27 protein-coding genes are annotated in these 26,228 nt (G+C 42.4%); 18 read left to right on the forward strand and 9 right to left on the reverse strand.

The window, feature by feature from the left end; all coding sequences use genetic code 11:
• Nucleotides 1–20: 20 nt before the first annotated feature.
• The 3 genes from MZHIL_RS00235 (at nt 21) to MZHIL_RS00245 (ending at nt 3,807) form a co-directional block, all read left to right on the forward strand.
• Nucleotides 21–1,856, forward strand: coding sequence for a PINc/VapC family ATPase (locus MZHIL_RS00235; RefSeq protein WP_048815575.1), 1,836 nt, complete (start codon nt 21–23; stop codon nt 1,854–1,856).
• A gap of 89 nt (nt 1,857–1,945) precedes the next feature.
• Entirely contained in the window at nt 1,946–3,241 is a 1,296-nt protein-coding gene (locus tag MZHIL_RS00240) for a UDP-glucose dehydrogenase family protein (RefSeq protein ID WP_013897364.1), read from the forward strand.
• An 11-nt stretch (nt 3,242–3,252) separates the two neighbouring features.
• The gene (locus MZHIL_RS00245; protein WP_013897365.1) at nt 3,253–3,807 is read left to right on the forward strand and encodes a hypothetical protein; all 555 of its coding nucleotides are present in this window, start codon (nt 3,253–3,255) and stop codon (nt 3,805–3,807) included.
• A 5-nt stretch (nt 3,808–3,812) separates the two neighbouring features.
• Here the strand turns inward: MZHIL_RS00245 and MZHIL_RS00250 are convergent, their stop codons facing one another.
• Both MZHIL_RS00250 and MZHIL_RS00255 read right to left on the reverse strand, forming a co-directional pair.
• Entirely contained in the window at nt 3,813–4,253 is a 441-nt protein-coding gene (locus MZHIL_RS00250; protein WP_013897366.1) for a hypothetical protein, read from the reverse strand.
• 15 nt (nt 4,254–4,268) lie between these two features.
• Entirely contained in the window at nt 4,269–4,751 is a 483-nt protein-coding gene (locus tag MZHIL_RS00255) for a DUF7382 domain-containing protein (protein WP_013897367.1), read from the reverse strand.
• Between the two features lie 140 nt (nt 4,752–4,891).
• On the opposite strand from MZHIL_RS00255, the gene hisH reads away from it, so the two are divergent.
• Entirely contained in the window at nt 4,892–5,500 is a 609-nt protein-coding gene (hisH, locus tag MZHIL_RS00260; RefSeq protein ID WP_013897368.1) for an imidazole glycerol phosphate synthase subunit HisH, read from the forward strand.
• Between the two features lie 32 nt (nt 5,501–5,532).
• A complete protein-coding gene (locus tag MZHIL_RS00265) occupies nt 5,533–6,852 on the forward strand; it encodes an AIR synthase-related protein (RefSeq protein ID WP_013897369.1) in 1,320 nt (439 codons plus the stop codon).
• Nucleotides 6,853–6,871: 19 nt separating this feature from the next.
• On the opposite strand, the gene MZHIL_RS00270 is transcribed toward MZHIL_RS00265, so the two are convergent.
• Nucleotides 6,872–8,185: an NfeD family protein gene (locus tag MZHIL_RS00270; protein WP_013897370.1), complete on the reverse strand. Its 1,314-nt coding sequence runs from the start codon at nt 8,183–8,185 to the stop codon at nt 6,872–6,874.
• Nucleotides 8,186–8,196: 11 nt separating this feature from the next.
• On the reverse strand, nt 8,197–8,979 hold the full coding sequence (locus MZHIL_RS00275; RefSeq protein WP_013897371.1) for a slipin family protein: 783 nt from the start codon (nt 8,977–8,979) through the stop codon (nt 8,197–8,199).
• A 320-nt stretch (nt 8,980–9,299) separates the two neighbouring features.
• Here MZHIL_RS00275 and MZHIL_RS00280 point away from each other — a divergent pair, with 320 nt between their 5' ends.
• Nucleotides 9,300–11,426: a DHH family phosphoesterase gene (locus tag MZHIL_RS00280; RefSeq protein ID WP_013897372.1), complete on the forward strand. Its 2,127-nt coding sequence runs from the start codon at nt 9,300–9,302 to the stop codon at nt 11,424–11,426.
• A gap of 33 nt (nt 11,427–11,459) precedes the next feature.
• Here MZHIL_RS00280 and MZHIL_RS00285 read toward each other — a convergent pair whose 3' ends face one another.
• From MZHIL_RS00285 to MZHIL_RS00300, 4 genes are all read right to left on the reverse strand, one after another.
• Nucleotides 11,460–12,071 carry an orotate phosphoribosyltransferase-like protein gene (locus MZHIL_RS00285; protein WP_013897373.1) on the reverse strand — a complete coding sequence of 204 codons (612 nt, stop codon included), beginning with the start codon at nt 12,069–12,071 and terminating at the stop codon, nt 11,460–11,462.
• 72 nt (nt 12,072–12,143) lie between these two features.
• Entirely contained in the window at nt 12,144–12,632 is a 489-nt protein-coding gene (locus tag MZHIL_RS00290; protein ID WP_013897374.1) for an NOB1 family endonuclease, read from the reverse strand.
• The gene (locus tag MZHIL_RS00295; protein ID WP_013897375.1) at nt 12,629–12,868 is read right to left on the reverse strand and encodes a hypothetical protein; all 240 of its coding nucleotides are present in this window, start codon (nt 12,866–12,868) and stop codon (nt 12,629–12,631) included. The genes MZHIL_RS00290 and MZHIL_RS00295 overlap by 4 nt, the downstream gene beginning before the upstream one ends.
• A 64-nt stretch (nt 12,869–12,932) precedes the next feature.
• Nucleotides 12,933–13,229 (reverse strand): hypothetical protein, encoded by a 297-nt coding sequence (locus tag MZHIL_RS00300; protein ID WP_048815398.1) that lies wholly within the window; start codon nt 13,227–13,229, stop codon nt 12,933–12,935.
• Nucleotides 13,230–13,535: 306 nt separating this feature from the next.
• Here MZHIL_RS00300 and MZHIL_RS00305 point away from each other — a divergent pair, with 306 nt between their 5' ends.
• Complete coding sequence (locus MZHIL_RS00305; RefSeq protein ID WP_013897377.1) at nt 13,536–14,330, forward strand: NAD+ synthase; 795 nt, start codon at nt 13,536–13,538, stop codon at nt 14,328–14,330.
• A gap of 9 nt (nt 14,331–14,339) precedes the next feature.
• Here MZHIL_RS00305 and MZHIL_RS00310 read toward each other — a convergent pair whose 3' ends face one another.
• Nucleotides 14,340–15,623 carry a tRNA(Ile)(2)-agmatinylcytidine synthase gene (locus tag MZHIL_RS00310; protein WP_013897378.1) on the reverse strand — a complete coding sequence of 428 codons (1,284 nt, stop codon included), beginning with the start codon at nt 15,621–15,623 and terminating at the stop codon, nt 14,340–14,342.
• Between the two features lie 109 nt (nt 15,624–15,732).
• Here MZHIL_RS00310 and MZHIL_RS00315 point away from each other — a divergent pair, with 109 nt between their 5' ends.
• From MZHIL_RS00315 to MZHIL_RS00370, 11 genes are all read left to right on the forward strand, one after another.
• Complete coding sequence (locus MZHIL_RS00315; RefSeq protein ID WP_048815399.1) at nt 15,733–16,704, forward strand: transcriptional regulator; 972 nt, start codon at nt 15,733–15,735, stop codon at nt 16,702–16,704.
• Nucleotides 16,705–16,795: 91 nt separating this feature from the next.
• Nucleotides 16,796–17,425: a phosphoribosylglycinamide formyltransferase gene (gene purN, locus MZHIL_RS00320; RefSeq protein WP_048815400.1), complete on the forward strand. Its 630-nt coding sequence runs from the start codon at nt 16,796–16,798 to the stop codon at nt 17,423–17,425.
• A gap of 49 nt (nt 17,426–17,474) precedes the next feature.
• Nucleotides 17,475–18,710 carry a serine hydroxymethyltransferase gene (glyA, locus tag MZHIL_RS00325; RefSeq protein WP_013897381.1) on the forward strand — a complete coding sequence of 412 codons (1,236 nt, stop codon included), beginning with the start codon at nt 17,475–17,477 and terminating at the stop codon, nt 18,708–18,710.
• Between the two features lie 21 nt (nt 18,711–18,731).
• Nucleotides 18,732–19,598 carry a tetrahydrofolate dehydrogenase/cyclohydrolase catalytic domain-containing protein gene (locus tag MZHIL_RS00330; RefSeq protein WP_048815577.1) on the forward strand — a complete coding sequence of 289 codons (867 nt, stop codon included), beginning with the start codon at nt 18,732–18,734 and terminating at the stop codon, nt 19,596–19,598.
• 57 nt (nt 19,599–19,655) lie between these two features.
• A complete protein-coding gene (gene folP, locus MZHIL_RS00335) occupies nt 19,656–20,891 on the forward strand; it encodes a dihydropteroate synthase (RefSeq protein ID WP_013897383.1) in 1,236 nt (411 codons plus the stop codon).
• Nucleotides 20,888–21,496: a methylenetetrahydrofolate reductase C-terminal domain-containing protein gene (locus tag MZHIL_RS00340; RefSeq protein ID WP_013897384.1), complete on the forward strand. Its 609-nt coding sequence runs from the start codon at nt 20,888–20,890 to the stop codon at nt 21,494–21,496. Before folP ends, MZHIL_RS00340 begins: the two co-directional genes overlap by 4 nt.
• Nucleotides 21,497–21,531: 35 nt before the next feature.
• Nucleotides 21,532–22,410: a methylenetetrahydrofolate reductase gene (locus MZHIL_RS00345; RefSeq protein ID WP_013897385.1), complete on the forward strand. Its 879-nt coding sequence runs from the start codon at nt 21,532–21,534 to the stop codon at nt 22,408–22,410.
• A gap of 21 nt (nt 22,411–22,431) precedes the next feature.
• Nucleotides 22,432–23,679 (forward strand): phosphomethylpyrimidine synthase ThiC, encoded by a 1,248-nt coding sequence (gene thiC, locus MZHIL_RS00350; protein WP_013897386.1) that lies wholly within the window; start codon nt 22,432–22,434, stop codon nt 23,677–23,679.
• 6 nt (nt 23,680–23,685) lie between these two features.
• Nucleotides 23,686–24,468, forward strand: a complete 783-nt coding sequence (gene cofE / locus MZHIL_RS00355; RefSeq protein WP_013897387.1) for a coenzyme F420-0:L-glutamate ligase — start codon at nt 23,686–23,688, stop codon at nt 24,466–24,468.
• 380 nt (nt 24,469–24,848) lie between these two features.
• The gene (locus MZHIL_RS00365) at nt 24,849–25,136 is read left to right on the forward strand and encodes a thioredoxin family protein (protein WP_281033997.1); all 288 of its coding nucleotides are present in this window, start codon (nt 24,849–24,851) and stop codon (nt 25,134–25,136) included.
• Nucleotides 25,137–25,230: 94 nt separating this feature from the next.
• Complete coding sequence (locus MZHIL_RS00370; RefSeq protein WP_013897390.1) at nt 25,231–26,226, forward strand: MBL fold metallo-hydrolase; 996 nt, start codon at nt 25,231–25,233, stop codon at nt 26,224–26,226.
• Nucleotides 26,227–26,228 lie beyond the last annotated feature (2 nt).

A 26,228-nucleotide genomic window follows, 5' to 3' on the forward strand; every position in this document is an offset into this window, starting at 1 on the left:
TGAGTTATAAACATATGTATATGAATGAAGAAGTTTCTGAAATGAAAATCGTGCCCGATACAAGTGTTATAATAGATGGACGCGTTTCTGCAAAGATTAAGAGTGGAGAATACAGTGGCGCTAACATCTATGTTCCAGAGGCAGTTATCTCTGAACTGGAAGCACAGGCAAACAAAGGGATCGAAATAGGTTACCGTGGACTTGATGAACTTAAAGAGTTGCGAAAACTTGCAGACAGCGGGGAAGTGAATATATTTTTTGTAGGAGATCGCCCTACCCTTGAACAGATCAGGCTTGCAAAGAGCGGCGAGATCGATGCAATCATACGTTCTGTTGCAATTGAGCTTGATGCAATGTTTGTGACCGGAGACCGGGTGCAGGCCCAGGTTGCTATCGCAAAAGGTCTCAATGTTGACTGGATCTTCCCCCAGATGGCAGATTTTGGACCACTTCTCATTGATCGTTACTTTACTGATGATACAATGTCTGTCCACCTTAAAAAAGGTGTATTCCCGATGGCCAAAAGAGGAACGGTTGGAGATGTAAGGTTCATACGTATCGGTGATGAGCCATGCAGTCACAAAGAGCTCAAGGATATATCCAGGGAACTTATTGAAAGAGCAAGGGCTGATCCTGAATCTTTTCTGGAGATGTCCTACAGCGGAGTTTCCATACTTCAGATACGCAACATGCGTATTGCAATATCCAATCCTCCATTTTCCGATGATACTGAAATTACTGCTGTAAGACCAATAGCTTCTGTGAGTCTTGATGAGTATCGCCTAAACGCTCAGCTCAAGGAAAGGATCCTTTCCCAGAGGGGAATACTGATATCCGGTCCGCCGGGATCTGGAAAATCCACATTTGCTGCAGGTATTGCCACCTATCTTGGAGATCATGATTTTGTGGTAAAGACAATGGAATCCCCCAGGGATCTCCAGGTTCCAAAGTCAATTACCCAGTATGCTCCACTGGATGGGGACATGGAAAACACTGCAGATGTTCTCCTACTTGTCAGACCGGACTATACTATATATGATGAGGTCCGCAAGACCCGGGACTTTCTGATTTTTGCTGATATGAGGTTGGCTGGTGTTGGAATGATCGGTGTGGTTCATGCAAACCGTGCAATAGATGCAATACAGCGTCTTATAGGAAGACTGGAACTGGGTGTCATACCTCAGGTCGTGGATACTGTGATCTTCCTTGAGAAAGGAGAGATTGTAAGTGTGTATATCCTTGAGTTCACGGTTAAGGTTCCCTTTGGAATGACCGAGGATGACCTGGCAAGACCTGTTATCACAGTTTCCGATTTTGAGACTGGCGCAACTGAGTATGAAATATATACCTACGGAGAACAGGTTGTTGTTATGCCTGTTGGAGAGGAATCAAAGAAACCTTCATGGAAACTGGCAGAGATGGAAATAAGGGATGTAATGCGAAATTATGTCAGAGGGTCTGTGAATGTGGAAATGGTTTCAGATCAAAAGGCTGTTGTCAGAGTTTCAGATGCAGATATTCCCCGGGTGATTGGAAAGGGTGGTGCTGTGGTTGCCGAGATCGAAAAAGCTCTTGGGATCCATATTGATGTCCGGAAACTGGAAGAGAAGAAAAAAATCTCAAAAGGTTCGGCCAGGGAATACTATCCCGTTGTGGAACGTACGAAAAAACATGTAATAATCAATGTCCCTGAGCTTTCTTCCCAGGATGTGGAGATATACGCAAATAACAATTACCTCTTTACAGCTACCATCAGCAGGCACGGAGACATCAAAATAAGGATGAGTTCCACCCTTGCTCAGACTATACTGGATGCCCTTGATGAAGGTGAACAGATTCTTGTAAAGGAGCTATGAGGTCAGCAGAAAAGTTTTCATAAAATTTAAATATTTTTACGATGTGTACATCACGACGTCATAAAAAATTATACTTCAAAGGAATTATCATGAAAATATCTGTTGTTGGCACTGGATATGTAGGATCTGTAACTGCTGCATGCTTTGCAGAACTTGGACATGAGGTGATCTGTATTGATATAGATGAAGAAAAGGTTCAAAAGATCAATGATGGCATATCACCGATACATGAAAACGGCCTTGGGGAACTCCTCAGAAAACATACAGGCAGATCACTTTATGCAACCACTGATTATCAGCATGCAATCATGAATTCAGATATTTCTTTCATTTGTGTGGGTACTCCATGTGATGAAGATGGAAAGATCGACCTGACGGTATTAAAAAAGTCATGCAAAAGCCTTGGATCAGGAATCGGGAAAAAAGACCGGTATCATGTGGCTGTAGTTAAAAGTACAGTGGTGCCTATGACAACTGAAAATGTGGTGATTCCCCTACTTGAAAAATACTCAGGAAAACAAGCAGGTAAGGATTTTGGAGTTGCCATGAACCCCGAGTTTCTACGTGAAGGCATGGCAGTTTATGATTTCATGCACCCTGATAAGATTGTTGTCGGTGCACATGATCAGAGGTCTGGTTCCATAGTTTCAGACCTGTATAAGGGAATTGAATGTGAGGTAACACGTACCAATCTCAGGACTGCAGAAATGATCAAATACGCAAACAACTCTTTTCTTGCAACAAAAATTTCCTTTTCGAATGAAATCGGGAACATCTGCAAGAAGATGGGAATTGACTGCTATGATGTGATGAGAGAGGTGGGAAAGGACTTTCGCATATCTCCTCATTTTCTCAACAGTGGCGCAGGGTTTGGAGGTTCGTGTTTTCCCAAGGATGTCCAGGCTCTTGTGAACAGATCAATGGAAATTGGGTATGAACCTTCCCTATTAAGATCCGTAATTGAACTCAATGACAGGCAACCTCTAAAAATGATAGAGTTGCTTGAAAAAAAGATCGGAGACCCTGCGAATAAACGTATTGCTGTACTGGGACTTGCATTCAAGAACGGAACCGATGATATACGTGAATCCAGATCCATACCTGTAATTGATTGTCTTATTAGAAAAGGAGCTCATGTAGTAGCATATGATCCAATGGCCTCTGATAATATGAAAAGGCTGTTTGATAATATTGAATATGCTTCCAGTGCAGCCAGGGCCCTTGAGAATGCTCATGCATGTCTGCTGATGACAGAATGGGATGAATTCAGAAACCTTGATTCTGAACTGGCTGGAATGCATCGAAGGCTTGTAATCGATGGCAGGCATCTTATAGATCCTCACAGCATTGAAAATGAGATTGAATATGAAGGTATCTGCTGGTAATGGAGGCAATTATGGATCCCTGCGATACTACCCCCGGTGGAAAGGGATACCTGGAATCGGTAGCCCAGAATGTGAGAAGTATTGAAAAACGTCTTCGTGCAGTGGAACGAAGATTATCGATGAAAGATCATTCATCCTCTTCTGGAGAATATAATGACATTTGTCTGGAGACATGTGGACAGTGTACCAACATTGTCTCTGTGGATGAGGTGAAACATGAAATTGATGCTCTAAGAAACGAAATTGTTTCTGTCAGGGATCAAATTCCGGATACAGAACAATCGGATGAATTCCAGGAATTCTGGAGTGATGGTGCCAGGGAACATATAGATAGTCTTGAAAAAAGAGTTTCTCAGATTGAAGATGGTAATAAGGTTAAAATTGGATCTTTCAAGATTCCTTTTGAGCTGTCTGGTCTGATAGCAGCTATATTTCTCTTTATAACCGGTGTGCTCATATATTCGCAGAGATGGGATGTAATAAGATCTCCTTATTTTTCACTTACTCTGTCTTTTGCCCTTGTTATGAGCGTACTGATGAAAATTTATCTGGTGCGCAGAAGTTAAAGCCTTCATTCCCTTTGATCCAATACTTTAACAAAATACTTATCCTCAAAGGTGACATATCCGTCTGCCATAACCTTTATTGAAATGTATCCCTGATTGTTTCCGATTGCCGGCATGACGCTGTTCATACTGATATGTGCTTTTCCATCATGACAGGTAACATCAGTATATGCATTCTCCTTTGAAGGATCCCATACAACAACACTTGCACCGGATACCGGGATATCGTCGTAACCATATACATGTATTACCAGTTCAGGATCCTGCATGCCTTCCTGCAGTTCAATATAACTCGTATCTGCAATTGCATACATTGGCTGTGGTGGCACAGGCATTTGATTGATAGTTCCTATTATTGCAAATAGGCCTATAAGACCAATGGTGGTAAGGACCACCATTCTCATGGGAAGTCCAATACTTGCTCTGTCATCTCTGAGTATTGACATCTTACCTGTCCTGACTTAACGTGTCTTGACAACCATAACTGCATCTTTTTTTTCGTAATCATAGAACCCATTTGCAGATATTTTCAGGTCCATGGTACCTTCGTTCTGATTTGCTCCAAGTTTCACTCTAGCAGGATCCGTAACCAGAGTGGCTGTACCATGCATGTCTGTTGTACCTGTGGCAACTCCTCCCATTCCCCGCAAAACCACATTTGCATCTCTTACGGGATTTCCATCAGGATCTGTTGCTGTGATCCTTACAATAATCTCCAGGGGATCCTCTGCGGTTGATGCATCAACTATAATCGTATTTCCAGGACTCATATCACTGTGACCTAATCCCGATTCGTCAATGTTCACAGACATATTCTTTGTAGGCGGTGGAATTATTGCAATAAGTGCAGCCAGTGCAACCATGCCTATTACAAGCATGACAACAATATTGATCGGTAGTTCAATTGCATTATCATTTGAAAGCAGACTGGTGTTTTTCTTCATTCAATCCCTCTATCTTTTTACAATGATATATCAACATTATATATAAATTTATACAATAACTAAAAAATAGTTCACAGATGAATGAGTTAAATAAATAGCAATGCATTAAGTTGATGTAATACAATGGACTTTTACTAACCATGAAAAAGATAGTCATCATTGATTATGGACTGGGCAATCTACGAAGTGTCAGAAAAGGTCTGGAATATGTAGGAGCAGTGCCCATAATATCAAGCAGGGATGCAGATATACAGGACGCTGATGGCCTAATACTCCCTGGTGTTGGAGCTTTTTCTGATGCAATGAAGAACATTGAAGTACTGAGGCAATCCATTGGAAGATATATGGAGATGGGAAAACCCATGCTTGGCATCTGTCTGGGTCAGCAGATAATCATGAGCGAATCTGAAGAAGGCAAGCTGACTAAAGGCCTGGATATTATTCCAGGACGGGTGATCCGATTTGGGGGACAGGGTCTTAAAGTACCTCATATGGGATGGAATTCAATAAAGACCACAAAAAAACATCCTCTGTTTGAAAATATTGAAGATGATGCCTATCTTTATTTTGTTCATTCCTATTATGTTCAAACTGATGCAGAGCATACCCTTGCCATGTGTGATTATGGTGTAGAGTTTGCTGCAGCTGTTACCAATCGAGAAGGAAATGTTGTAGGCACACAGTTCCATCCTGAAAAAAGTGGTAAGACAGGATTGAAGATATTAGATAATTTTGTAAATATGTGCTAATTTATCAAATTCAGAAGATTCAGGAGATTTATATGGATATTGAAGGTTATGCAAGACAGGGCCTTATAAGAAGTGACCCCGAAATTGAAGAAAAGCTTGCCATCAGGATAACTGAGATTAAGCAGGTGGATATGACAACTGCAAGAAAGATTGCACAGGCTGCTGTCAGTGAAGCCAGGGCAACATTGAATGTATCTGGTGATATTCTGACCTCGACCAGATCAGGCGTTACAATGGGTCAGTTCGGAGTTGGATCCAGGGGGAGCGGTGATTTCTATGCTCATGAAAAGATAGCAGAGGTTATTGGAAGTACTGCGGCTGTAGTTGATTCTTCTCATCTGGATGACTCAGGGGTGGTAAGGACCCAAAGCGGTGAGTACATAGTACTGACTGTAGACGGGATACATTCACGTCTGAGTGATTTTCCCTTTCTTGCAGGTTTTCATGTTGCCAGGGCATCATTGAGGGATGTCTATGTAATGGGAGCACGACCAATAGCACTTTTTTCCGATATCCATGTTGCAGACGATGGAGATGTTGCAAAGATATTTGATCATATTGCAGGAATTACCACAGTTTCTCAGGTTACTGGTGTTCCCCTTATAACCGGAAGCACTCTCAGAATCGGAGGGGATATGGTAATAGGAGATCGGATGACAGGTGGTGTAGGTGCAGTCGGAGTTACTGAAAATCTCACATCAAGAAACCTTACACAACCTGGTGACCTGATACTTATGACCGAAGGGGCAGGAGGGGGTACCATTTCAACCACTGCTCTTTACTATGGTATGCATGATGTGGTGGATGAGACGATCAATGTAAAATTTATCAGGGCATGTGAGGCTTTGCTGGAATCAAATGTAATCAAACATGTACATTCGATGACAGATGTAACAAATGGTGGTATTAGGGGCGATGCAAAAGAGATATGTAAAACCGCAGGTGTTGGTATGGAATTTAATGAAGCATCTATACGGCCACTGGTAAATCCAAGAGTATTTGATATGCTGGATTCGCTTGACATTGATTATCTGGGAGTTTCACTGGATTCTCTTCTGGTCACAGTACCGCAGGAATATGCAGATGAGGTCATTGGTGTAGTTCGAAGTTCAGGTGTTGCAATTGATGTAATAGGAAAAGTGGTTAAGGGCCATGGTGCAAAGATAAAGGTTGGAGATGAACTGAGAGATTTTTCACCATCCTTCAGGGAATCTGCATACACTCCCATAAAGAAAATGATAGGTGAGGATAACCCCCGTGACTTTGATGATATGAAAAAAGCAATTGACAGGGCTGCAGAGAAGGCTATTGAGAAAAAAAGAAGGGTCATAGAGATTCTGAACAAAAAATAAGTATATGTAACCTTCTGTATCACTCAGGGTTCACGGTTTCAGTCTCATCAATTTTCTTTTTTACAATAAGTAAAGGTCCCTCTTTTTTAACAATCTCCACCTTTTCTCCCTTCTCAATTGTTCCTTCCTGTGTACGTGCTTTCCAGTATTCTCCGTGATATTTTACATACCCTTCCTGAGTGGCTGTTATATTATCATTTGCCTCGGCTGTATCCCCAATCATCTCACCTATAACCGGCTTTCTTTTTCTCACATCAAGCACCTTGTAGATGGCTATCACCGTAAGAAATATTACAACTACACTTGGTATTACTACTGCGATGATCATATTGATCTGAAATTCGGCAGGTACAAAAAAATCAGGATAATTCATTGGTATCAACAGAATACTTCCTATAATCACACATATCACTCCGGCAAATCCAAATACCCCAAATCCAGGCTCCTGTAATTCCAGGATTAACAACCCGGCACCTACAAGCACCAGGAACACTGCTGCAATATTCACATCAAACCCCATACCAATAAGTCCCAGTGTGATAGCAATTACACCAAATATCTCAGGACCGTATCCGGGATTGGAAATTCCGAAAATAATTCCGTATATTCCCAGAAGGAGAAGAAGGGATGATATAAGCGGATTTGATATTATATTCATAAATACAAGCTGGAGAGGTGGCTGATAGGTTTCAATTTCTGCACCTGCAGTCCTGAGCTCATGTCCCTTGACAGATATACCATCGATCTGCATTAGCAGATCGTCTATGTCAGCTGCTACATACTCTATAATTCCCACTTCAAGAGCCTGTTCTGCGTTAAGGTTCAGGTTTCTGGTAATGAATTCTTCTGCAATGGTCTCATTTCTATCATGCATGCTTGCCTTTTCACGTGCAAAGGCAACAAGTGCATTGATGATCTTTGGATCATCAACAGGCTGCGAGAGCTGTACTGGCTGGGCAGAACCAATTATCGTGTGAGGTGCCATTGCAGCAATATCAGTGCTGATAAGTATCAATGTACCTGCAGACCATGCCTTTGCTCCCGGAGGATGGACATAACCGATCACCGGCACATCTGTACCTTCTATCAGCTCTATGATTCTGAATGTCTCATCAAGCCCGCCACCCGGGGTATCCAGCCTGATTATCAGTGCCTCAAAATTTTCAGTTTCGGCTTTATGTATTGCATCTTCCACTATATTATCTGATGCAGGGGTGATGACATCTGATATCTCCAGTACCAGTACTCTGCTATTTTCGTCTGCTGCAGCGGGTATCAGGATAAAAAATAAAAAAAGAAATATGAGCAGAAGATACAGTTTGCTGTGTTTCATAGTCCCTGTAATTATTTTTTGCTGCTGCCCTTTAGTTTTTTCTGAGCAACAGCCTCTGTTATCCCTGCGATTTCTCCTGCACTGGTAGTGTTGGTAATTATTATCAGATTCTGTTCCCTTGAAACTTCTGCAATTGTCTGCAATTCACGAAGCTTGATACCAACCGGCATATCCTGATATAGCATTGCAGCATCCTTCATCTTTTCAGCTGCCATGTATTCTCCTTCAGAGAGAATTATTCTTGAACGTTTTTCACGCTCTGCTTCAGCCTGCTTTGCAATTGCCCTGTGCATGGTTGTTGGTAGATTTACATCCCTGATGGTTACAGAAGTTACTTTTATACCCCAGGGATCTGTTGAAGTGTCCAGCATAGTCTGGATATCTTTATTGATCTCCTCTCTCTGAGATAGGACATCATCAAGTTCGATTCTTCCCATAACATCCCTTAGTGTTGTCTGAGAGAGCATTGCAGTTGCATATTTATAATCCTCCACAGCAGTTACAGCTGCTCCCGGTTCCACAACCTTGTAGTATACAATAGCATCTACATCAACAGTCACATTATCCTTTGTGATCACGTTCTGCTTTGGAACATCAATTGTAACAACTCTAAGATCAACTTTAACTGTTTTATCTATAATTGGAATTATAAAGAACAGACCTGGGCCTTTAACCCCTTCAAATCGTCCTAACCTGAATATAACGACTCTTTCATATTCATTTACTATCTTGATACTCTGTGATAGAATAATCACAACAATAATCAATGTGGGTACTATAAATTCACTGACCATATGGTTCACCTGCTAAAGAGCTGTTTATAAGATCTGGATACAAATTAGTTATGTTAAGTTCATAAAGCTGCAGGTCTGAATAGATATAATCTTAATCTGAATAATCCCTAAAGTATTTCCAGACCCACCAATGAAGATATTACTCATTCATTCTTTATTAAATTGATTGGTGAACCACACATGAGCTAAAGACACCGGGTTTTACGCTTTGTCTATAAAATAACAGATAAAGGTAACTATGTTGATGTGGCTGGATTTATAAGGGATAAGATCTCTATACCAAAAAATAAATCATAGATAAATGACTATCGAAGGATAAAATGAAAGATAAGTGTAAAAAGTGTGAAGGGCAGGGTTTTAAAGTATTATCTAGAGAAAAATGTCCTGAATGCAAGGGGTCTGGTAAATCTAAATCAGTTGATCTCATGAAATTGTCCCAGGAGGACCTGGACACCTTTTTAAAAGAAGGATCTGTGTGTGGAAAGTGTGAGGGTACCGGAGAGGTAAAGAACAAACTGAAATGTGAATCCTGCAAAGGAGAGGGATTTTTCTATTTCTGTGACAGGTGTGAAAAACCTATTGAAAAGCCTTCTGAGGGCATGGAGATATGTGATATCTGCAGAAAGAAGGAGACTGTACACCTTCTGGATGATTCCTGTACTCTGGATGAGGTAGAAGTTGGAAAGCTCTACCATGGTACAGTGAACAGCCTAGCACCTTTTGGTGCTTTTGTGGATCTAAATTCCAGGGTTAGGGGACTTGTGCATACCAGCAACATCTCACACCCACTTGAGGAAAGAGATGAAGTCATTGTATTTGTAAAGGAAATAAAACAGAATGGCAATATGGATCTGGTACCAAGAAAAATTGAATCATATCAGACTGTGGAAGTGGAAAAGGAACTTCCTCTGGTAACAGCGTCTGATCTTTCGGGTTATGTGGGGCGGTTTGTAAGAATTGAAGGGGAGGTAATTCAGGTAAAACAGACCGCAGGGCCTACTATATTTACGGTTTCTGATGAATCCGGTCTGATCTCAGGTGCTGCCTTTGTACGGGCAGGTGAGAGGGCATATCCTCATATAGATTCTGATATGATCGTAACCATGACTGGAGAGGTTACTGCCAGGGGGGATGATCTGCAGGTCGAAGTAATGAGCATGAAACGGCTTTCAGGTGAGATGGAGAAAACAGTATGGGAGAGGATAGAAAGTGCCATTGATAATAGAGCCGCTCCCTCTGAGATAGAATTTCTGGTAAAGAGTAATATCCTGGAAAACCTGCTTCCTTCCATGAAAGATGTTGCAAGGATCATCAAGAAGGCAGTAATTAAATCCAGGCCGATAATCCTGAGACATCATGCCGATGCAGACGGGATGACTGCAGCTCTTGCCATAGAGAAGGCCATTCTTCCTCTTATAAGAGAGGTCGGAGGCCAGGACGCAGAATACTTTTTCTATAAACGCTCGCCTTCAAAGGCCCCCTTCTATGAGCTTCTGGATGTTATACGGGATATTTCGTTTGCACTGGAAGATGCAAGCCGCCACGGGCAGAAAATGCCGCTGGTTATCCTTGTGGACAATGGTTCAACAGAAGAGGATGTGCCTGCAATGAAACAGGCTATGATCTATGACATTGATATGGTAGTTGTCGATCATCATCATCCGGATGAAATTGTGGATCAGTATCTGCTGGCTCATGTAAATCCCGCCCATGTGGGAGGAGACTTCGGAGTGACTACAGGTATGATGTGTACTGAAATTGCAAGAATGATCAATCCTTCAGTTGTAAATGACATCAGACACCTGCCTGCCATTTCTGCAGTAGGTGATCGTTCAACCGCTCCTGAAGCTGAAAAATATATTGATCTTGTATCTGAAAAATACTCGCTGGAAAGATTAGGTGATATAGCTCTTGCTCTTGATTTCTCTGCATTCTGGCTAAAGTTTAGCAGTGGTAAGGGAATTGTGGATGATATTACAAACTTTGGCAGTGAGACACGTCATAACAGGATCGTATCTCTGCTCTGTGAGCAGGCAAATGAAATGATATCCGAACAGATGGAGGCCTGTATTCCAAACGTCAAATCCAGAAAACTCCCAAACGGAGCTATGCTCAATGTTCTGGATGTGGAGAATTATGCTCACAAGTTTACTTTTCCACCGCCTGGAAAAACGGCAGGAGAGGTTCATGATCGGCTGATCCGCAAGTTTGGTGACATTCCCATCATTACGATTGGATATGGTCCAGACTTTGCGGTCATAAGATCAAAAAAAGTGAAGATGAACATTCCCCGTCTTGTAAAGGAACTTCATCAGGAAGTGACAGGGGCCGGTGTCAGTGGCGGTGGTCACCTTGTGGTAGGTAGTATTAAATTTGTGGAAGGTAAACGTACAGAGGTTCTTGCATGCCTTGCCCAGAAACTTGGTGAAACAGAGGTTGAGGATTGATTTTTCAACTTCTGCTGTGATTATTTTTGATGTTCAATCCATTCTCATAATACGTATCATTGCCCTTACCGGCACACCAGAGATCGTTTCTGCTCCTTTTTTATCTATAATAACTGCTGCGCCTACCGGAATTGCCCCAAATTCCCTGATCTGCTTTATTACCTGGGAAATAGTTGATCCTGAAGTTATTACATCATCAACAATAATGCATTTCTTTCCATCCACACTTCCAAAATTTCTGCTGATAATTCCGCCTGGGTGGGTGTTATCCACTCTCTGGCCCAGAACGTGGAACAGTGCAAATTCTGTTCCCAGCTCATCTGCCATCAGGCTTGCAATGGGCACTCCACTTGATGTGGTACCAACGATTGTATCTATTTCTTCGTCTGTCTGCACCAGCAGGTCAAGGACCATATCTGACAGAACTCTGGAAATATAACGCAGGCGGAAAGAACTTTTTCCGATACTGCTCCAGTCAACAGAAATATCCTTTGGGGCCTGTATTTCCTCTCCTCTCCTGGCCCGTGATAATAGCCAGGTTGCAGTTTCCCTTGAGACATTAAGTTCATCTGCTATCTGGCCTGTGACAAGTCCTTTTGACTGTAGCTCAACGGCTTTATTGATCAAATCCTCGATATTTCTCATATGTTATCCCCTTCCTGTAATGGCTTCACCTGAATATAATGTGTAATACTTATATATTGCTCTTTCCTGCTGTTATACCTTTCTTTTTCGCACCTTTTTAAGAGCTGAGCCACAGACCGGGCATATATCGCCTCCATCAAAACGCTTTTTGCACCCAGTGCATTTTTTACCCCAGACCAGCACGTCAGATATCTTTTTCTGGGATACGGGTTTTACATTTATTTTCAACAATACTGCAACATTCTGGACTGCATAATCATCACTAAACAGGACAGAACTCTCTTTATATTCCAGTGCCTTTGCCAGTATATCCACATCTGTTTGAGAAAGTTCCTCTATATCACTGCTGTATCTGGCAACCTTGAGCACTTCTTTGACCAGTCCCGGATCTGGAGACTCCACTCTGGCTCCTTCTTCAGCAGCAAGCTGGAATCTCATATTTGCCTGACTGCTTTTCAGCTCATCTATTACAGAGGGTACAGTGATCAGACTTTTGCTGTTTATATCCTTTCCCATTATAAATACTGCAGAATCTGCAACAATATGTTCCATATCTATCATCTAAGCTCCTTTATAAGCCATCCCCAGTATTTAATAGTGGTCAGCAGTGCAATGGTCATGCCAATGGCCATAAGAAGATTCGAAATCAGAATTGCCATATCAGATCCGATCCCTGTAATAGGATAGAGCAGCATATTAAGAACTCCTGATGCCATGAATAATATTGATGCATAATAGGCATAGTAATAGGGTTTTAGACGCATTGCCTCTCCCAGCCTTCTGCTCAGACCTGCCATTATGTATATCACACCGGCAAAGGATATTACTGCAATAATCCATGCATAATAGGGTGGCTGAATTTTATTTACCTCCTTTTGTCATCTGAAGGTGAAGCTTTATGGCAAGTAAGAGTGATATGATTCCTGCTGCAGCTTCAACTATTTTTCCTGCAGCTATAGTAAACACAACTATTTGAAAGATTGCCAGCATCAGTATAAGAAAAGGGATCAAAAACAGGAAATAATGTGTATCTATTCCAAACTTCCTCTGATAGAACAGGCTTATAGCCCCTCCAAAGACCACAATGATAGCCCCTGCAAACCATGCATAGATCTCAATGACTGTGGATATAGCTGTATAATCCATTTTTGCTTTCAACCCCTGCTAGGATACCTGCCTGATATGTACACATTTTTCATCGACACAGCTTCCATGTACTGTTATTCAAATGTTCTATTCACTGTCTGCTCACCAATATTTCACAGTTTCTCACGAACTGCCTGCAGCAGTAGATTTGACCTCAAGTAATAGAATGCTTACAAATTTCCCAAAACCCTCTGTTATACTGGCGCATACCCGATGTTCAATTTATGTGCTATGATTACATAAAGATATTTGAACCATTAAATAGATTTTCTTTTTGTTATTTGATTAAGACCAATAATCTCTTATGGATATGATTTTATGGATATGGAATTTGCTAGAAACATGATTGTGGATTTTATCAGATCCAATATAGAAGACTCTGGACTGGGTGGTGCGGTAGTTGGAGTCAGCGGGGGTATAGATTCTGCACTTACCACTTATCTTACAGCTGAAGCCATTGGAAGTAAAAAGGTTCTTGGCATTCATATGCCTCAGATGGGTATTACGCCTGCTGAGGATGTACTGGATGCAGAAGAGATTGCAGACAGTACCGGTATTGAGTTCAAAGTGATTGATGTAAATCCTATACTTAATACATATATTGATTCACTTAACAGGGAAGGTCAGGAAACATCATCTCTCGTGGAAGGTAATCTGAAAGCAAGGATCAGGATGTCCATCCTCTATTATTATGCAAACACTTTAAATCGAATGGTGATTGGTACAGGCAACCGCACAGAACTGATGCTTGGATACTATACCAAGTATGGGGACGGGGGTGTTGATATTGAGCCAATTGGTGATCTGTACAAAACAGAGGTAAGGGAACTTTCACATTTGATTGGCATATCTGAGAATATAGTTTCCAAGGTTCCTTCTGCAGGTCTATGGAAGGGCCAGACTGATGAAGAAGAACTGGGTCTATCCTATGAAATAATTGATCGGATTCTTGAAATGCTGGATAGGGGCTGCAGTGTGGATGATGCAGGGAAGACTCTGAACGTTTCAGATGAGAGGATTGATTCAATAATTGGGCGAATTGATGCAAACAGGCATAAATTGCAACCTCCAAGAATATGCCGGTTAAAAGATGTTAGAAGGCCAGATATCTGATTTGGACATTTACCTGCTGGGAAATAAACTCAGGCTGCTGTTTTTATCTCTTATGAGCGGTTTTGCCAGGTGCCTTCGGGCACATGGCGGGACCTCATATAATCCGGGATGTATATTTCTACAGATCTCAACCTGTATTTTTGATTCTGCCTGTGTGCGGCACTTTCTACAGCGATAACCCTGTCCTTTGCCTGCGGACTCCATGCTTTTATGACATACGGGACATGCAGGGTTTTTGTATTCATATGTCTGTATCATAGAAATGATCTCAAGCTTTTCTGTATTCAGTGTGCCATTGATCATACTTCCATATATTCGAATAACATCTCCGGGAATAAGTTCTCTAACCAGTTCCCTGAAATTCTTTGTTGGCTCATAGGCAGCACATTTCAGTTCATGGTCATGCTTATCGCTGACTGAGAATATGACGTGCCCTCCCTGTATGGTCTCAGGCACACTTATCACCGTACACATGAGACTATATGAATGCATGTCCTGCATCTGGCTGATACTGTCCTCCTGAATGATATGCATATCTGTACCCTGGTTGGTTTTGTACAGTGCACTCCTTTCAAAAGGCTCTGATCGTATCATTGAGGCACACCGGATTACCTCCTCCTGAACGGATCCCCTGATCCCGTAAAGGACCGGGTCCGGTGATCTGGGTACACAGACCACCTGCTGATTTAAAATATCTACATTATCCCAGGTCATGGGATATGTTTTTTTGTCAGCGCTGAATATGCTGGAGCTGTCCACCATTCTGGGTGATCCCCATTTTTCCTGTTTACGGTATGTTATGTATTCATAGGTATGATCCCATCCACTGTTCAGCATTGCTCCGCATGCTGCAAGTGCTCCTATAAGGCCTCTTCTGTTTTTAAATCCCTTTGATTGAAGATTCAATTTTCTGATAAGCTCCTCTGCTTCATTTACTGTAATGATCTCCTTTACTGCTTTTTTGAAAAAGAGACCCAGTGGGTTTCGTGAGAGCTCAGACATTTCATCGCTAACAAAAACAATTCCTGGATTTGTTGTATCATTTTCCAGACAGGCAAGGGTTCTGACACGCTCAGTTACATGTTTTTTGACCATATCAGGCGCATCGGTATCGATTGCAATGGCCACTGCCGCATTTCCCCGTGTTTTATAGGGTACGGTTGGATTGAGCCTGATAAGGAGTAGATCATCAGTGATTTTTCCGTACCTTTCCAGCTCTTCTGATAGAAGGGAACACAGATAGGTGGTGCACATTCCGTCCCTTGAATCCGTATCGTCAATTCCGATAATCATATTTTAATTCCGGTAACTACATTCTTTTTCCTGTATATGTATCGTTGGATGGCGAATATTATTCAATAGACAATTATATATATATGTGCATATGTATATTAGCTTAATTATGACAAAAGAGATCCTCATACATCAGGTAGTTGATGTACTGAACCATGCAGGCTTTCTTGTGTCTGATCGCTGCAATATAAGGCCAAGGTGTTTTGACCTTGCTGCCCGGCAGGATGACATATTACTCTTTTGCAAGGTATTATACAATATTGATGGTCTGAATGAAGAAACTGCCAGGGAGATAAAATTACTTTCCAGTTATCTTAACGGCTCTCCTCTGATTATAGGTGCAAAGACCAGAAATCAGATGCTTGAAGACAGTGTAGTGTACATGAGATACGATGTGCCTGCAATGAATGTAGAGACATTATATGATTATCTGATCGAAGGAATTCCACCTGTTGTGTCTGCAGCGCCTGGTGGGCTTTATGTATCCATTGATGGGGACGTACTGAAACAAGCCAGAAATGAAATTTCCATGTCATTGGGTGCACTTGCATCCAGACTGGGAGTATCAAGGCGTACCATCAGTAAGTATGAGGATGGTGGAATGGCTGCTTCAATTGAGGTTGTACTGCAGCTTGAAGAGATACTGGATGTAGCACTGGCAAGATCTATTGATTTTATAAAATCTTTTGATGATAATCCATCCAGCACCGATATGGATGATGAGAATATTCAGCATCCTGCACCTCCAAAGGATAGTGTTCTTGAAATATTGCATTCCATGGGCTATAATGTACTCTCCACATCTCAGGCTCCTTTCAAGGCAGTATCAAAGAACGATTCCAATGTCATGCTCACAGGGGTCAGTGAATACAGCAGTGCTATGATAAAGCGAGCTCATCTGATGAGCAATATTTCTACCATAACAGAGACACGCTCAGTTTTCATAATCAATGGCCAGATAAAATCAGAATCTGTTGAGAGTACGGTTCTGATAGAAAAGGATGAACTGAATAAAATATCCGGACCTGAAGAACTGGTAACACTGATCGAGAACAGGACAAATTACCATACCTGTGAATAATCCAGCCAATTGATTTATCCACCTTATCCCCGGATTACGGAACTGCATGCTCCAAAACTGTAATATAGTGAAACTTCATAAGAAGTCAGCAATGACGTGTAATATTGCAGTTCTGGTATCAGGAAGAGGTTCAAATCTTCAATCTATTATTGACAATATTGAATCCGGTTATATCAGGAATGCCAGTATAAATGTGGTTGTCAGTGATGTTCATGATGCATATGCTCTGGAGCGTGCCAGAGATCGTGCAATAGATGCCATATTTATCAATCCTTCAGAACATGGATCAAAAAAGGATTATGAGAAATATCTTATTGGTATTCTTGAGGAATATAGCATTGATCTGATTCTCCTTGCTGGCTATATGCGTCTTCTTGGAAATTCATTTATCCGAAGATACAAGAACCGAATAATGAACATCCATCCATCTCTGCTGCCATCTTTCAAGGGCCTGGATGCACAAAAACAGGCACTGGAATATGGTGTAAAGGTCAGTGGATGTACTGTGCATTTTGTTGATGAAGGAATGGATTCTGGACCCATAATACTGCAGCAGAGTGTCAGGGTACTTGAAAATGATACTGTTGAGTCTCTTTCTGAAAGGATCCTTGAACAGGAACACGTTATCTACCCGGAAGCTGTAAAACTATTTGTTGAGGGTAAACTTAAAGTGCAAGGTCGAATTGTACTAACCCGAAATTATGAAAGACCAGTTAAATAATGAACTTATAATAACAACTATTTATCAAATAATATATGGATGAGTGAAGATGTCTTATATTTCAGATATTGATCCGGAAATCTGTGAGGTCCTGGAACTTGAACTGCAACGTCAGGATGAAAAACTTAACCTGATAGCTTCAGAGAACTATGCAAGCCGTGCTGTTATGGAAGTTCAGGGTTCCGTAATGACAAACAAATATGCAGAAGGTTATTCCGGGAAAAGGTATTATGGCGGATGTGAGTATGTGGATCTAGCCGAAGATCTGGCAATCAAGAGAGCAAAGGCGCTGTTTGGGGCAGAGCATGTAAATGTCCAGCCCCATTCGGGTTCTGGATCTAATATGGCAGTCTATTTTTCAATGTTAGAACCCGGAGACACTATCCTGTCAATGGACCTGACACATGGAGGGCACCTCTCTCATGGAAGTCCGGTCAACTTTGCAGGAAAGCTGTATAATGTGATTCCTTACGGAGTTGACAGGGAAACAGAGACCCTGAACTATGAAGAACTGATGGAGCTTGCCAGAAAGCACAAACCCAGAATGATCGTATGCGGTGCATCTGCATATACTGCAGAAATCGATTTTAAGAAGTTCAGGGAAATTGCAGATGAAGTTGATGCATACCTTCTGGCAGATATTGCACATATTGCAGGTCTGGTCGCAGCAGGAGTGCATCAGAGTCCCATCCCATACGCTGATTTTGTGACCACAACCACTCATAAGACACTGCGCGGGCCAAGAGGAGGAATGGTCATGTGCAGGCAGGAATATGGAAAGGATATCGATAAATCCATATTTCCGGGAATCCAGGGTGGTCCTCTGATGCATGTGATTGCTGCAAAAGCAGTGGCATTTAAGGAAGCACAGGGCTCAAAATTTAAGAAGGATCAGGAGCAAACAGTAAAGAATGCCAGAATTCTGAGTGATGATCTTGTTGAGAGAGGATTTCATCTTGTTTCCGGTGGTACCCAGAATCATATGATGCTCATCAACCTGAATAATCGCGATATTACTGGAAAGGAAGCTGAGGCTGCTTTCTGCAAGGCAGGTATTGTGCTGAACAAGAATACGGTTCCCTTTGAGACCAGAAGTCCGTTTGTTACAAGCGGTATCCGAATAGGGACTCCGGCTGCAACTACAAGAGGAATGAAAGATTCCGAGATGCTGCAGATTGCAGATTTTATTGATCAGACAATTGCAAATGTTGATGATGATTCTGCACTTGGGATGATCTGTGAGGATGTAAAGGAGCTGTGCCACAGGTATCCTATCTATAAGTGATCTGTGGAATACCAGGTGAAATTGATGAACAATGGTTCTGAATCAAAAATAATCGATGGCAGAAAACTGGCAAAAAAAATAGAACGTGAAGTAAAGGAAGATGCTGACCAGCTCAGGGCACAGGGTGTCATTCCCTGCCTTGCCTCAATACTTGTAGGAGATGATGCAGCTTCAAAGCTCTATATATCATTAAAGCACAGGGCATGTGACCGTGCAGGCATTCTGGCAAAGGATTACCACCTTCCCTCTGAAACCTCTCAGGGGGAACTGACTGAACTGATTGAGCGGCTAAATCAGGATGATGAGGTCCATGCAATACTTGTCCAGTTACCTCTGCCTGAAAGCATCAATGAACAGGAAGTGATGGAGACTATTGACCCGTCCAAGGACGCAGATGGCTTTCACCCTTTTAATATGGGCAGGCTCCTTATTGGAAATGAGGGACTGGTGCCATGTACTCCCCGGGGAATTATCCGGGCACTTGATGAGTATCAGGTGAATGTTGAGGGAAAACATGCTGTTGTGGTGGGACACAGCAATGTTGTAGGCAAACCTATGGCTGCAATGCTGCTTAACAGAAACGCTACTGTTAGTGTCTGCCATGTATATACGCAAGATCTGAATAAATTTACAAGTCAGGCTGATATACTTATCGTTGCAACCGGAGTAAAGCATCTTATCAGAGAGGATATGGTAAAAGAGGGAAGTATCATCTTTGATGTGGGGATCACTGAGGAGAACGGAAAGATCTATGGAGATGTGGATTATGAGAATGTTATTGAAAGGGCATCTCTTATTACCCCGGTTCCAGGTGGTGTAGGGCCTGTAACTGTATCCATATTGTTAGAGCATGTAATCAAAGCATGCAGGTCCTCGATAAAAAATTAAGTTTCAGATTTAATCTCTAAGATTCAATAACAATTCAAGTAAAACAAATGGTTTAAAATGGCTGTTGATGCAGATATTTGTGGCCTTAAGATTGGAGATAAACATCCTGTAAGACTTATGGGTGTTATCAATCTGAGTAACGAATCCTTTTACAAAGCATCGGTAGTAGATGAAGATTCCGTCCTTGATGTTGCCAGAAAAATGGTTGACGAAGGTGCTACCATGATTGATGTGGGAGCCAGATCCACCTGGCCCCTGGCAAAGCCCATCTCCAGAAATAAAGAAATTTCACGCCTGCTCCCAGTTCTGGATATTCTTCAGAATAATGTAGATGCAATTGTTTCTGTGGATACCATGTTCTCAGATATTGCTGAGAAGGCTTTAAGCAGGGGGGTGGATGTTGTAAATGATGTATCCGGATTTACCACTGATCCCGGGATGATGTGTGTTGTTAGAGACTACGACTGCCCTGCGGTGGTGATGGCTTCCATGGAACGTACGGGAGACCCACTGGGTATGGATGAAGTCATAATCGCACTGGATGAAATTGTTCGCAGGTCAGAATCGCACGGAATCGATCCTTCCAGACTTATTCTGGATCCTGCAATTGGAAAATGGGTCCCTGAAAAAGAGGCAGTACATGATTTTGAAGTGATCGATCAGTTCCAGAGACTGCAGGTATTTGAAAAGCCAATACTTGCTGCCATTTCAAGAAAATCAGTAATAGATGCAGTTGTAAACAAACCTGCGGATGAAAGACTTCATGGAAGCCTTGCGGCAACTGCAATTACCGTACATAAAGGAGCACATATCATACGCACACATGACGTAGCTGCGACAGTTGATGCAGTCAAAGTGGCTTCGGCAATGCGCAGCTTTCCTTCAGCTACACAGGAAGATCGGTTCAGGGTAAGTATTATTGATATCACTGTTCCAGATGACCTGGTTTACTATATGCGATCAGTAGGAGTTACTCCCGAAGGCTGCAGTATCATGAAGAATAAATCCGTTAGTATGGCTATCAGGATCGATAATATTACCTCTACTGAAGCCCTTATTATCAAGCAGGAGATTCTTGCAAGAGGTGGTGATGCAGCAATATCCAGAGACGCCATATCCCAGCAACTTGACAGTACAGACGTTATAGTCATAGGCACTCTTCTGCAGTTTGAGAAGCTGATACAGAAACTATCAGGCCAGTCACGGGATCTTCCCCTGATAGCCCGGATGCTCAGGAGAACCCTGGAAAGCCAGATTGACATCAAACAAAAATACCCTGGAACAACATTATGATAATATCTCAAGACAAACCTTTTGAAGAGATTCTTGAACTACTTCAGGATCATAGAGCAATTTTTATCATTGGATGCAATACATGTGCCTCAAAGCTTCATGTAGGTGGCGAGGAAGAGATCCTCAAGATGAGATCAGGTCTTGAGGATGCAGGTAAAGATGTAATAGGATGGGCACTGCCAACAGCTGCCTGCAGTATAAGATCATGGGAGCACCTGGCAGAGAAGGACAGGTCAATCGAGAAGGCCGATGCTGTGCTGGTAATGGCATGTGGCAGTGGTGCTTCTGTGATAAGCAGAGTTACGGATATGCAGGTATATACCTCCAATAACACGACTTCTCTTGGAGGCATCTTCAAAGGTGAAATACTTCCGGACCAGTGTAAGATGTGTGGTAGCTGCATAATTTCTAATTTTGGTGGAATCTGTCCCACAGCACAGTGTCCCAAGAACCTCCTGAATGGGCCCTGTGGAGGGTGTGCTAATGGTAAATGTGAAACAGACCCGGATAAGGATTGTGCGTGGGAAGTGATCTACCTGAAACTTAAGGAAATGAACCGGCTGGATCTGGTGGAAAAGATATATCAGCCCAGGGAAAATAAATGATTGTCTGCGTGCTGGACGATGTGAGTTGATTACAAATGCATTCACTATTTCAGGATAAGATCAGATCAGGAAGCTTTGTTATCACTGCTGAGATCACCCCGCCCAAAGGAACCGATACTACAAAAGCTATAGAAAATGCAGATATGCTCAGAGGCTGTGTGGATGCTCTCAATATTACAGATAATAACCGGGCCGTTATGCGAATGAGTCCGGTGGCTCTTGGTGCGATTTTGCAGGAGAGGGGACATGAAGTGATAGTGCAGATGACGTGCAGGGACCGAAACCGCCTTGCGCTTCAGTCTGAACTGCTAGGTGCCTGTGCTCTTGGAATTGGGAACATATGTGTGATGACCGGTGACCATGTAAAAAGCGGTGATCACCAGGGTGCAAAATCCGTTTATGATCTTGATTCGGTACAGCTCCTGTCCATGATCCGTAAAATGATGAACGGTTCTGACCTTTATGGAAATCCTCTGGAATCAGCTCCTGAGTTTATGGTGGGGGCAGTTTCTAACATAGATCCCGGTCAGGCCATGCAGATGCTAAAATTTAAAAAAAAGATCATTGAAGGAGCTGATTTCATACAGACTCAGGCTGTATATGATTCCGATCTTTTTGAAGGTTTTATGGAATATGCCCGGGAATTTAAGGTACCTGTCATTGCCGGTATAATTCCTCTCAAATCTGCAAAAATGGCACGGTTTATGAACGAAAATGTGCCTGGGATACAAATCGGTGAGGATCTTATTGAGAGGATGGAGCAGGCAAGGGATCCTGTGAATGAAGGGCTTGAGATAAGCTGTGAGATCATCAGCAGGATCAGACCGATATGCCAGGGAATCCATTTAATGCCGATTGGACAACACTTAAATACACAGAGGCTACTTGAAATGGCTGGATTTTCTAAACAATAATTGATATATGTGGAATCATTCATGAAGACCACTCAGATTGAATATGCACGAAGTGGAGTAATCACTCCTCAGATGAAGCAGGTTTCCAGGACTGAAGATATTGCTGAGGATGATGTTCTCAGAAGGGTCCTGAACGGAAATCTTGTGATAATGACCCGGGATAATGGCTCCCAGACAGCGATTGGAAATGGTGCGAGCACCAAAGTCAATGTAAATCTTGGTACATCTTCTGCAAGCATTGATCCCGATGCAGAGACTGAGAAGGCCAGAGTTGCTGAAAAATACGGAGCAGATACAATAACAGATCTGTCCATGGGGGGAGATATCAGATCCATAAGAAAGACCATCTTTGATAATACCTCAATTCCATTAACTACAGTACCCATTTATCAGTCTGTAGTTGAGAATGGGATAGAAAATATTACTGCTGATGATATACTGACAACACTGGAGGATCATGTTCATGAGGGTGTGAGTTCTGTTGTACTCCACTGTGTTGAGAGGAAAATGCTGGAAAGTCTAAGGGGCTCGGGACGTATTATGGGAATGGTTTCAAAAGGTGGCTCCTTTACCAGTGCCTTCATGCTGGAAAATGAATGCGAGAACCCATTCATAGACAATTTTGATCATGTATTGGATATCCTAAAAGAGAGGGATGTTGTCCTGTCACTGGGCAATACAATGCGAAGCGGCTGTGTATACGACAATCCTGATCCTGCACAGATGATGGAGATAGAGACCAATATATCCCTTGCACACAGGGCGAACCAGGAGGGGGTGCAGGTCATAGTGGAAGGTCTTGGTGGACACCTGAGTGCATCGCAGATTCCCCTCCATGTAAGCTCCTATAAGTCCAGGTCACCATTTCCGTTATTTGTTGCCGGACCCCTGCCAACCGACATTGCACCAGGATATGATCATATCTCCGGTGCCGTAGGAGCAAGTATTGCCAGTGGAGCAGGTGCAGATTACATGTGCTATATCACTCCTTCAGAACACCTCTCACTTCCAAATCCCCAGCAGGTTCGAGAAGGCCTGATCGCCTTTAAGATCGCTGCCCATATTGGTGATTCTATCAAATATGGTGCAAGTACAAAGGATCTCCAACTTGCACGAAGAAGAGCTGTATTTGACTGGGAAGGGCAGATGGAATACGCACTGGATCCTGACAGGCCCCGGGAAATGTGTCCAAAAACAGGCCCTTGCTCCATGTGTGGGGAGTACTGTGCCATAAAGATCATGGGAGATTATCTTTCTTCTAAAGGATGAGTGACCATGAATGTCAGATCCTCATTACAGATTTATGGTATCCCCACTCCTGTAATTGTACCTGGCGACAGCATTGCGGATATTATCGCTGATTCGCTGGACCGGGCTGGAATTATTCTTAAAGATCGCGATGTTCTCGTTCTCGCAGAATCTGCAGTCGCAACAGCTGAAGGAAGGATTGTGTGTCTTGAGGATGTATGCGTATCCCCGGTTGCAGGGGAACTTGCAAAAAAATATCTGCTGGACCCCAGGGAAATGGAACTGATCCTGCAGGAATGTGATGAGGTCATAGGGGGCGTTCCAGGGGCAGTTCTTACGATTACCGATGGAACACTCTCTCCTAATGCAGGAATTGACAGTTCGAATGCTCCTGAAGGTCATGTCGTATTGCTTCCTGAGAATCCGGTACAGAGTGCATCTAAGATACGGTTAGTCCTGGAGAAGAGATATTCATGCAAGATAGGGGTGATCATAGGTGATAGCAGAACACAACCATTGCGTCTTGGATGTGTTGGGATTGCCCTTGCAACCTCAGGTATAAATCCTGTTGAAGATGCCAGAGGCGCATGCGATCTCTATAACAAACCGCTTACTATCACACACAGGGCGGTGGCTGATAATATGGTTTCCTGTGCCCAGCTGATCATGGGTGAGGCCGGAGAAGGCATCCCTGGGGTGATTATCAGAGGATTTAATGGGGACATTGTGGATGAACCAATAGAGATGCCATTGTTCTCTCCGGATGAGTGCATGTATTATAGCAACATATCCCGAACTGGTCTGAAATAAACAGTAAGGTATATTAAGTAGTTTTTAAAGAATAACTATTGATAGTTTCAATTAGGATTTATGCTGATATGTTCATTTCAGGTGATGATCAGCACTTTCTATCTGCAAAAGGTGGAGGTGGCAACAATGAAGTACAAATGGATTGAAACCTCATGTGGCTTTTTTGCTGTGGAAGATGAGAAAAATGAAGATGAACCACTGCTGAAAAAATATCTCAAAAACGAAACTCCTCTTGAAGAATAATTTTGCTCTGTTTGTTTATGATAGTTCAATGAGCCCGAACTGGCAGGTTATTGTAATGAGCTTCAGGTGCTTATAAAATATTTGGATGAAAACTCATATAAGAGTTCTGCTCTTATTATAGGTTACAAGTTTTTAAAATCGAACAGGTGATTAAGATGGGCAAACCAATTTTAATGGATTTTACTGCGACATGGTGTGGACCCTGCAAAATGCAGAAACCTATCCTTGAGGAACTTAAAGAGGAAATGGGCGATAAAGTAGAAATAAAAGAAATCGATGTTGACCAGAACGGTGACCTTGCAGGCAAATTCGGGATACGGGTAGTTCCCACTCTTGTAATAGAGAAGGATGGGGCTGAGGTAAAGAGATTTACAGGTGTTACCAAGGCAGAGGTACTCAGGGGCGAACTTGAGAAAGTGCTCTGATCCTCCTTATTTATTTTTTTTCAACAGCTTTTTTGATCCAAATCTTCAAGCAAGTTATATTTGAGGGGTACTGATTCTGAACAAGTTGATAGATATGGGAGTACTTGCCTTCAGGCAGAAGAATGCCCGGGGTAATTTTAAACCCCATCTATCGGTCAGATTCAGAGATGCAGGCTCTAAGCCCTGTGTATTTTCGATCGATACCAGCCGTACTCCAAAGAAATACTCTCAACCGGATGCGTATCTGATCACCCATGCTCATTCGGATCATCATGGCAAATCCAGTATGCTTTCTGAACTTTCTGTCTGTTCTGATAAAACAGCAACTGCACTTGAGATCCGGCACGGGAGAGAATACAGGGGGGCAACAGCTGGAACATATGATAAAATCAATATAGGTGATGTTACTGTAAAGACCTGTCCCACAGGACATACGGTTGGATCTACTGCCTTTTACTGGGAAAATGATGTAGGAACCCGAATACTTGTGACAGGAGATGTTAAGGATTACTCAATGCTTCCTTCATGTGATGTACTGATAACTGAGGCAAATTACGGAGATGTGGGAGATTTTTCATGCTATTTCCAGGATGATATAGAGGGACTTAAATCGATCCTGAACAATGGTGGCAGGGCTGCGTTTGGAGCATATTCTTTTGGAAAGGCACAGAGGATGGTTCAGCTTTTCAGGGATATGGGATACAGAGGCCCTATAGAGATGGAGGACGATACAAAGGAACTTACCGAGAAACTTATGGACGATCCGGGTGATCTTGTATCCCTTGGGGAATCCGGTAAAGATGGTATATGCCTGGTACCTCCATGGAACCTGAACAGACTTCCTCAGGATATTCCCAGATATGTAATTACAGGCAGATGTGACTATCCTTATCCTTCGATTCAGATAAGTGATCATCTTGATGTTAATGGCCTTATTGATATGGTAAAGGCCATAGATCCACAGGTAACTATCGTGTATCATCCAGGTGGCCACAGGCCACAGTGCTTTGCAGGATACTTAAATTCCATAGGAAAGGATTCAATTGCAATAGGTGATATCAATAATGTCCTGAGTAACGAGTTCACTTGAAA

Source organism: Methanosalsum zhilinae DSM 4017, assembly GCF_000217995.1.
Lineage (GTDB): Archaea > Halobacteriota > Methanosarcinia > Methanosarcinales > Methanosarcinaceae > Methanosalsum > Methanosalsum zhilinae.

Bases quoted from the DNA above. Each gene is read 5' to 3' on its own strand.
- MZHIL_RS00295 (WP_013897375.1), bottom strand. From the start codon at position 12,868: ATGGCAGGTCTGAGCAGAAGGCTGGGAGAGGCAATGCGTCTAAAACCC.
- MZHIL_RS00265 (WP_013897369.1), top strand. From the start codon at position 5,533: ATGGATATTGAAGGTTATGCAAGACAGGGCCTTATAAGAAGTGACCCC.
- purN (WP_048815400.1), top strand. From the start codon at position 16,796: ATGACGTGTAATATTGCAGTTCTGGTATCAGGAAGAGGTTCAAATCTT.
- cofE (WP_013897387.1), top strand. From the start codon at position 23,686: ATGAATGTCAGATCCTCATTACAGATTTATGGTATCCCCACTCCTGTA.
- MZHIL_RS00345 (WP_013897385.1), top strand. From the start codon at position 21,532: ATGCATTCACTATTTCAGGATAAGATCAGATCAGGAAGCTTTGTTATC.
- MZHIL_RS00275 (WP_013897371.1), bottom strand. From the start codon at position 8,979: ATGGTCAGTGAATTTATAGTACCCACATTGATTATTGTTGTGATTATT.
- MZHIL_RS00270 (WP_013897370.1), bottom strand. From the start codon at position 8,185: ATGAAACACAGCAAACTGTATCTTCTGCTCATATTTCTTTTTTTATTT.
- glyA (WP_013897381.1), top strand. From the start codon at position 17,475: ATGTCTTATATTTCAGATATTGATCCGGAAATCTGTGAGGTCCTGGAA.
- MZHIL_RS00250 (WP_013897366.1), bottom strand. From the start codon at position 4,253: ATGTCAATACTCAGAGATGACAGAGCAAGTATTGGACTTCCCATGAGA.
- folP (WP_013897383.1), top strand. From the start codon at position 19,656: ATGGCTGTTGATGCAGATATTTGTGGCCTTAAGATTGGAGATAAACAT.
- MZHIL_RS00305 (WP_013897377.1), top strand. From the start codon at position 13,536: ATGGATATGGAATTTGCTAGAAACATGATTGTGGATTTTATCAGATCC.
- thiC (WP_013897386.1), top strand. From the start codon at position 22,432: ATGAAGACCACTCAGATTGAATATGCACGAAGTGGAGTAATCACTCCT.
- hisH (WP_013897368.1), top strand. From the start codon at position 4,892: ATGAAAAAGATAGTCATCATTGATTATGGACTGGGCAATCTACGAAGT.
- MZHIL_RS00280 (WP_013897372.1), top strand. From the start codon at position 9,300: ATGAAAGATAAGTGTAAAAAGTGTGAAGGGCAGGGTTTTAAAGTATTA.
- MZHIL_RS00370 (WP_013897390.1), top strand. From the start codon at position 25,231: ATGGGAGTACTTGCCTTCAGGCAGAAGAATGCCCGGGGTAATTTTAAA.
- MZHIL_RS00310 (WP_013897378.1), bottom strand. From the start codon at position 15,623: ATGATTATCGGAATTGACGATACGGATTCAAGGGACGGAATGTGCACC.
- MZHIL_RS00290 (WP_013897374.1), bottom strand. From the start codon at position 12,632: ATGATAGATATGGAACATATTGTTGCAGATTCTGCAGTATTTATAATG.
- MZHIL_RS00245 (WP_013897365.1), top strand. From the start codon at position 3,253: ATGGATCCCTGCGATACTACCCCCGGTGGAAAGGGATACCTGGAATCG.
- MZHIL_RS00255 (WP_013897367.1), bottom strand. From the start codon at position 4,751: ATGAAGAAAAACACCAGTCTGCTTTCAAATGATAATGCAATTGAACTA.
- MZHIL_RS00285 (WP_013897373.1), bottom strand. From the start codon at position 12,071: ATGAGAAATATCGAGGATTTGATCAATAAAGCCGTTGAGCTACAGTCA.
- MZHIL_RS00235 (WP_048815575.1), top strand. From the start codon at position 21: ATGAATGAAGAAGTTTCTGAAATGAAAATCGTGCCCGATACAAGTGTT.
- MZHIL_RS00240 (WP_013897364.1), top strand. From the start codon at position 1,946: ATGAAAATATCTGTTGTTGGCACTGGATATGTAGGATCTGTAACTGCT.
- MZHIL_RS00315 (WP_048815399.1), top strand. From the start codon at position 15,733: ATGACAAAAGAGATCCTCATACATCAGGTAGTTGATGTACTGAACCAT.
- MZHIL_RS00340 (WP_013897384.1), top strand. From the start codon at position 20,888: ATGATAATATCTCAAGACAAACCTTTTGAAGAGATTCTTGAACTACTT.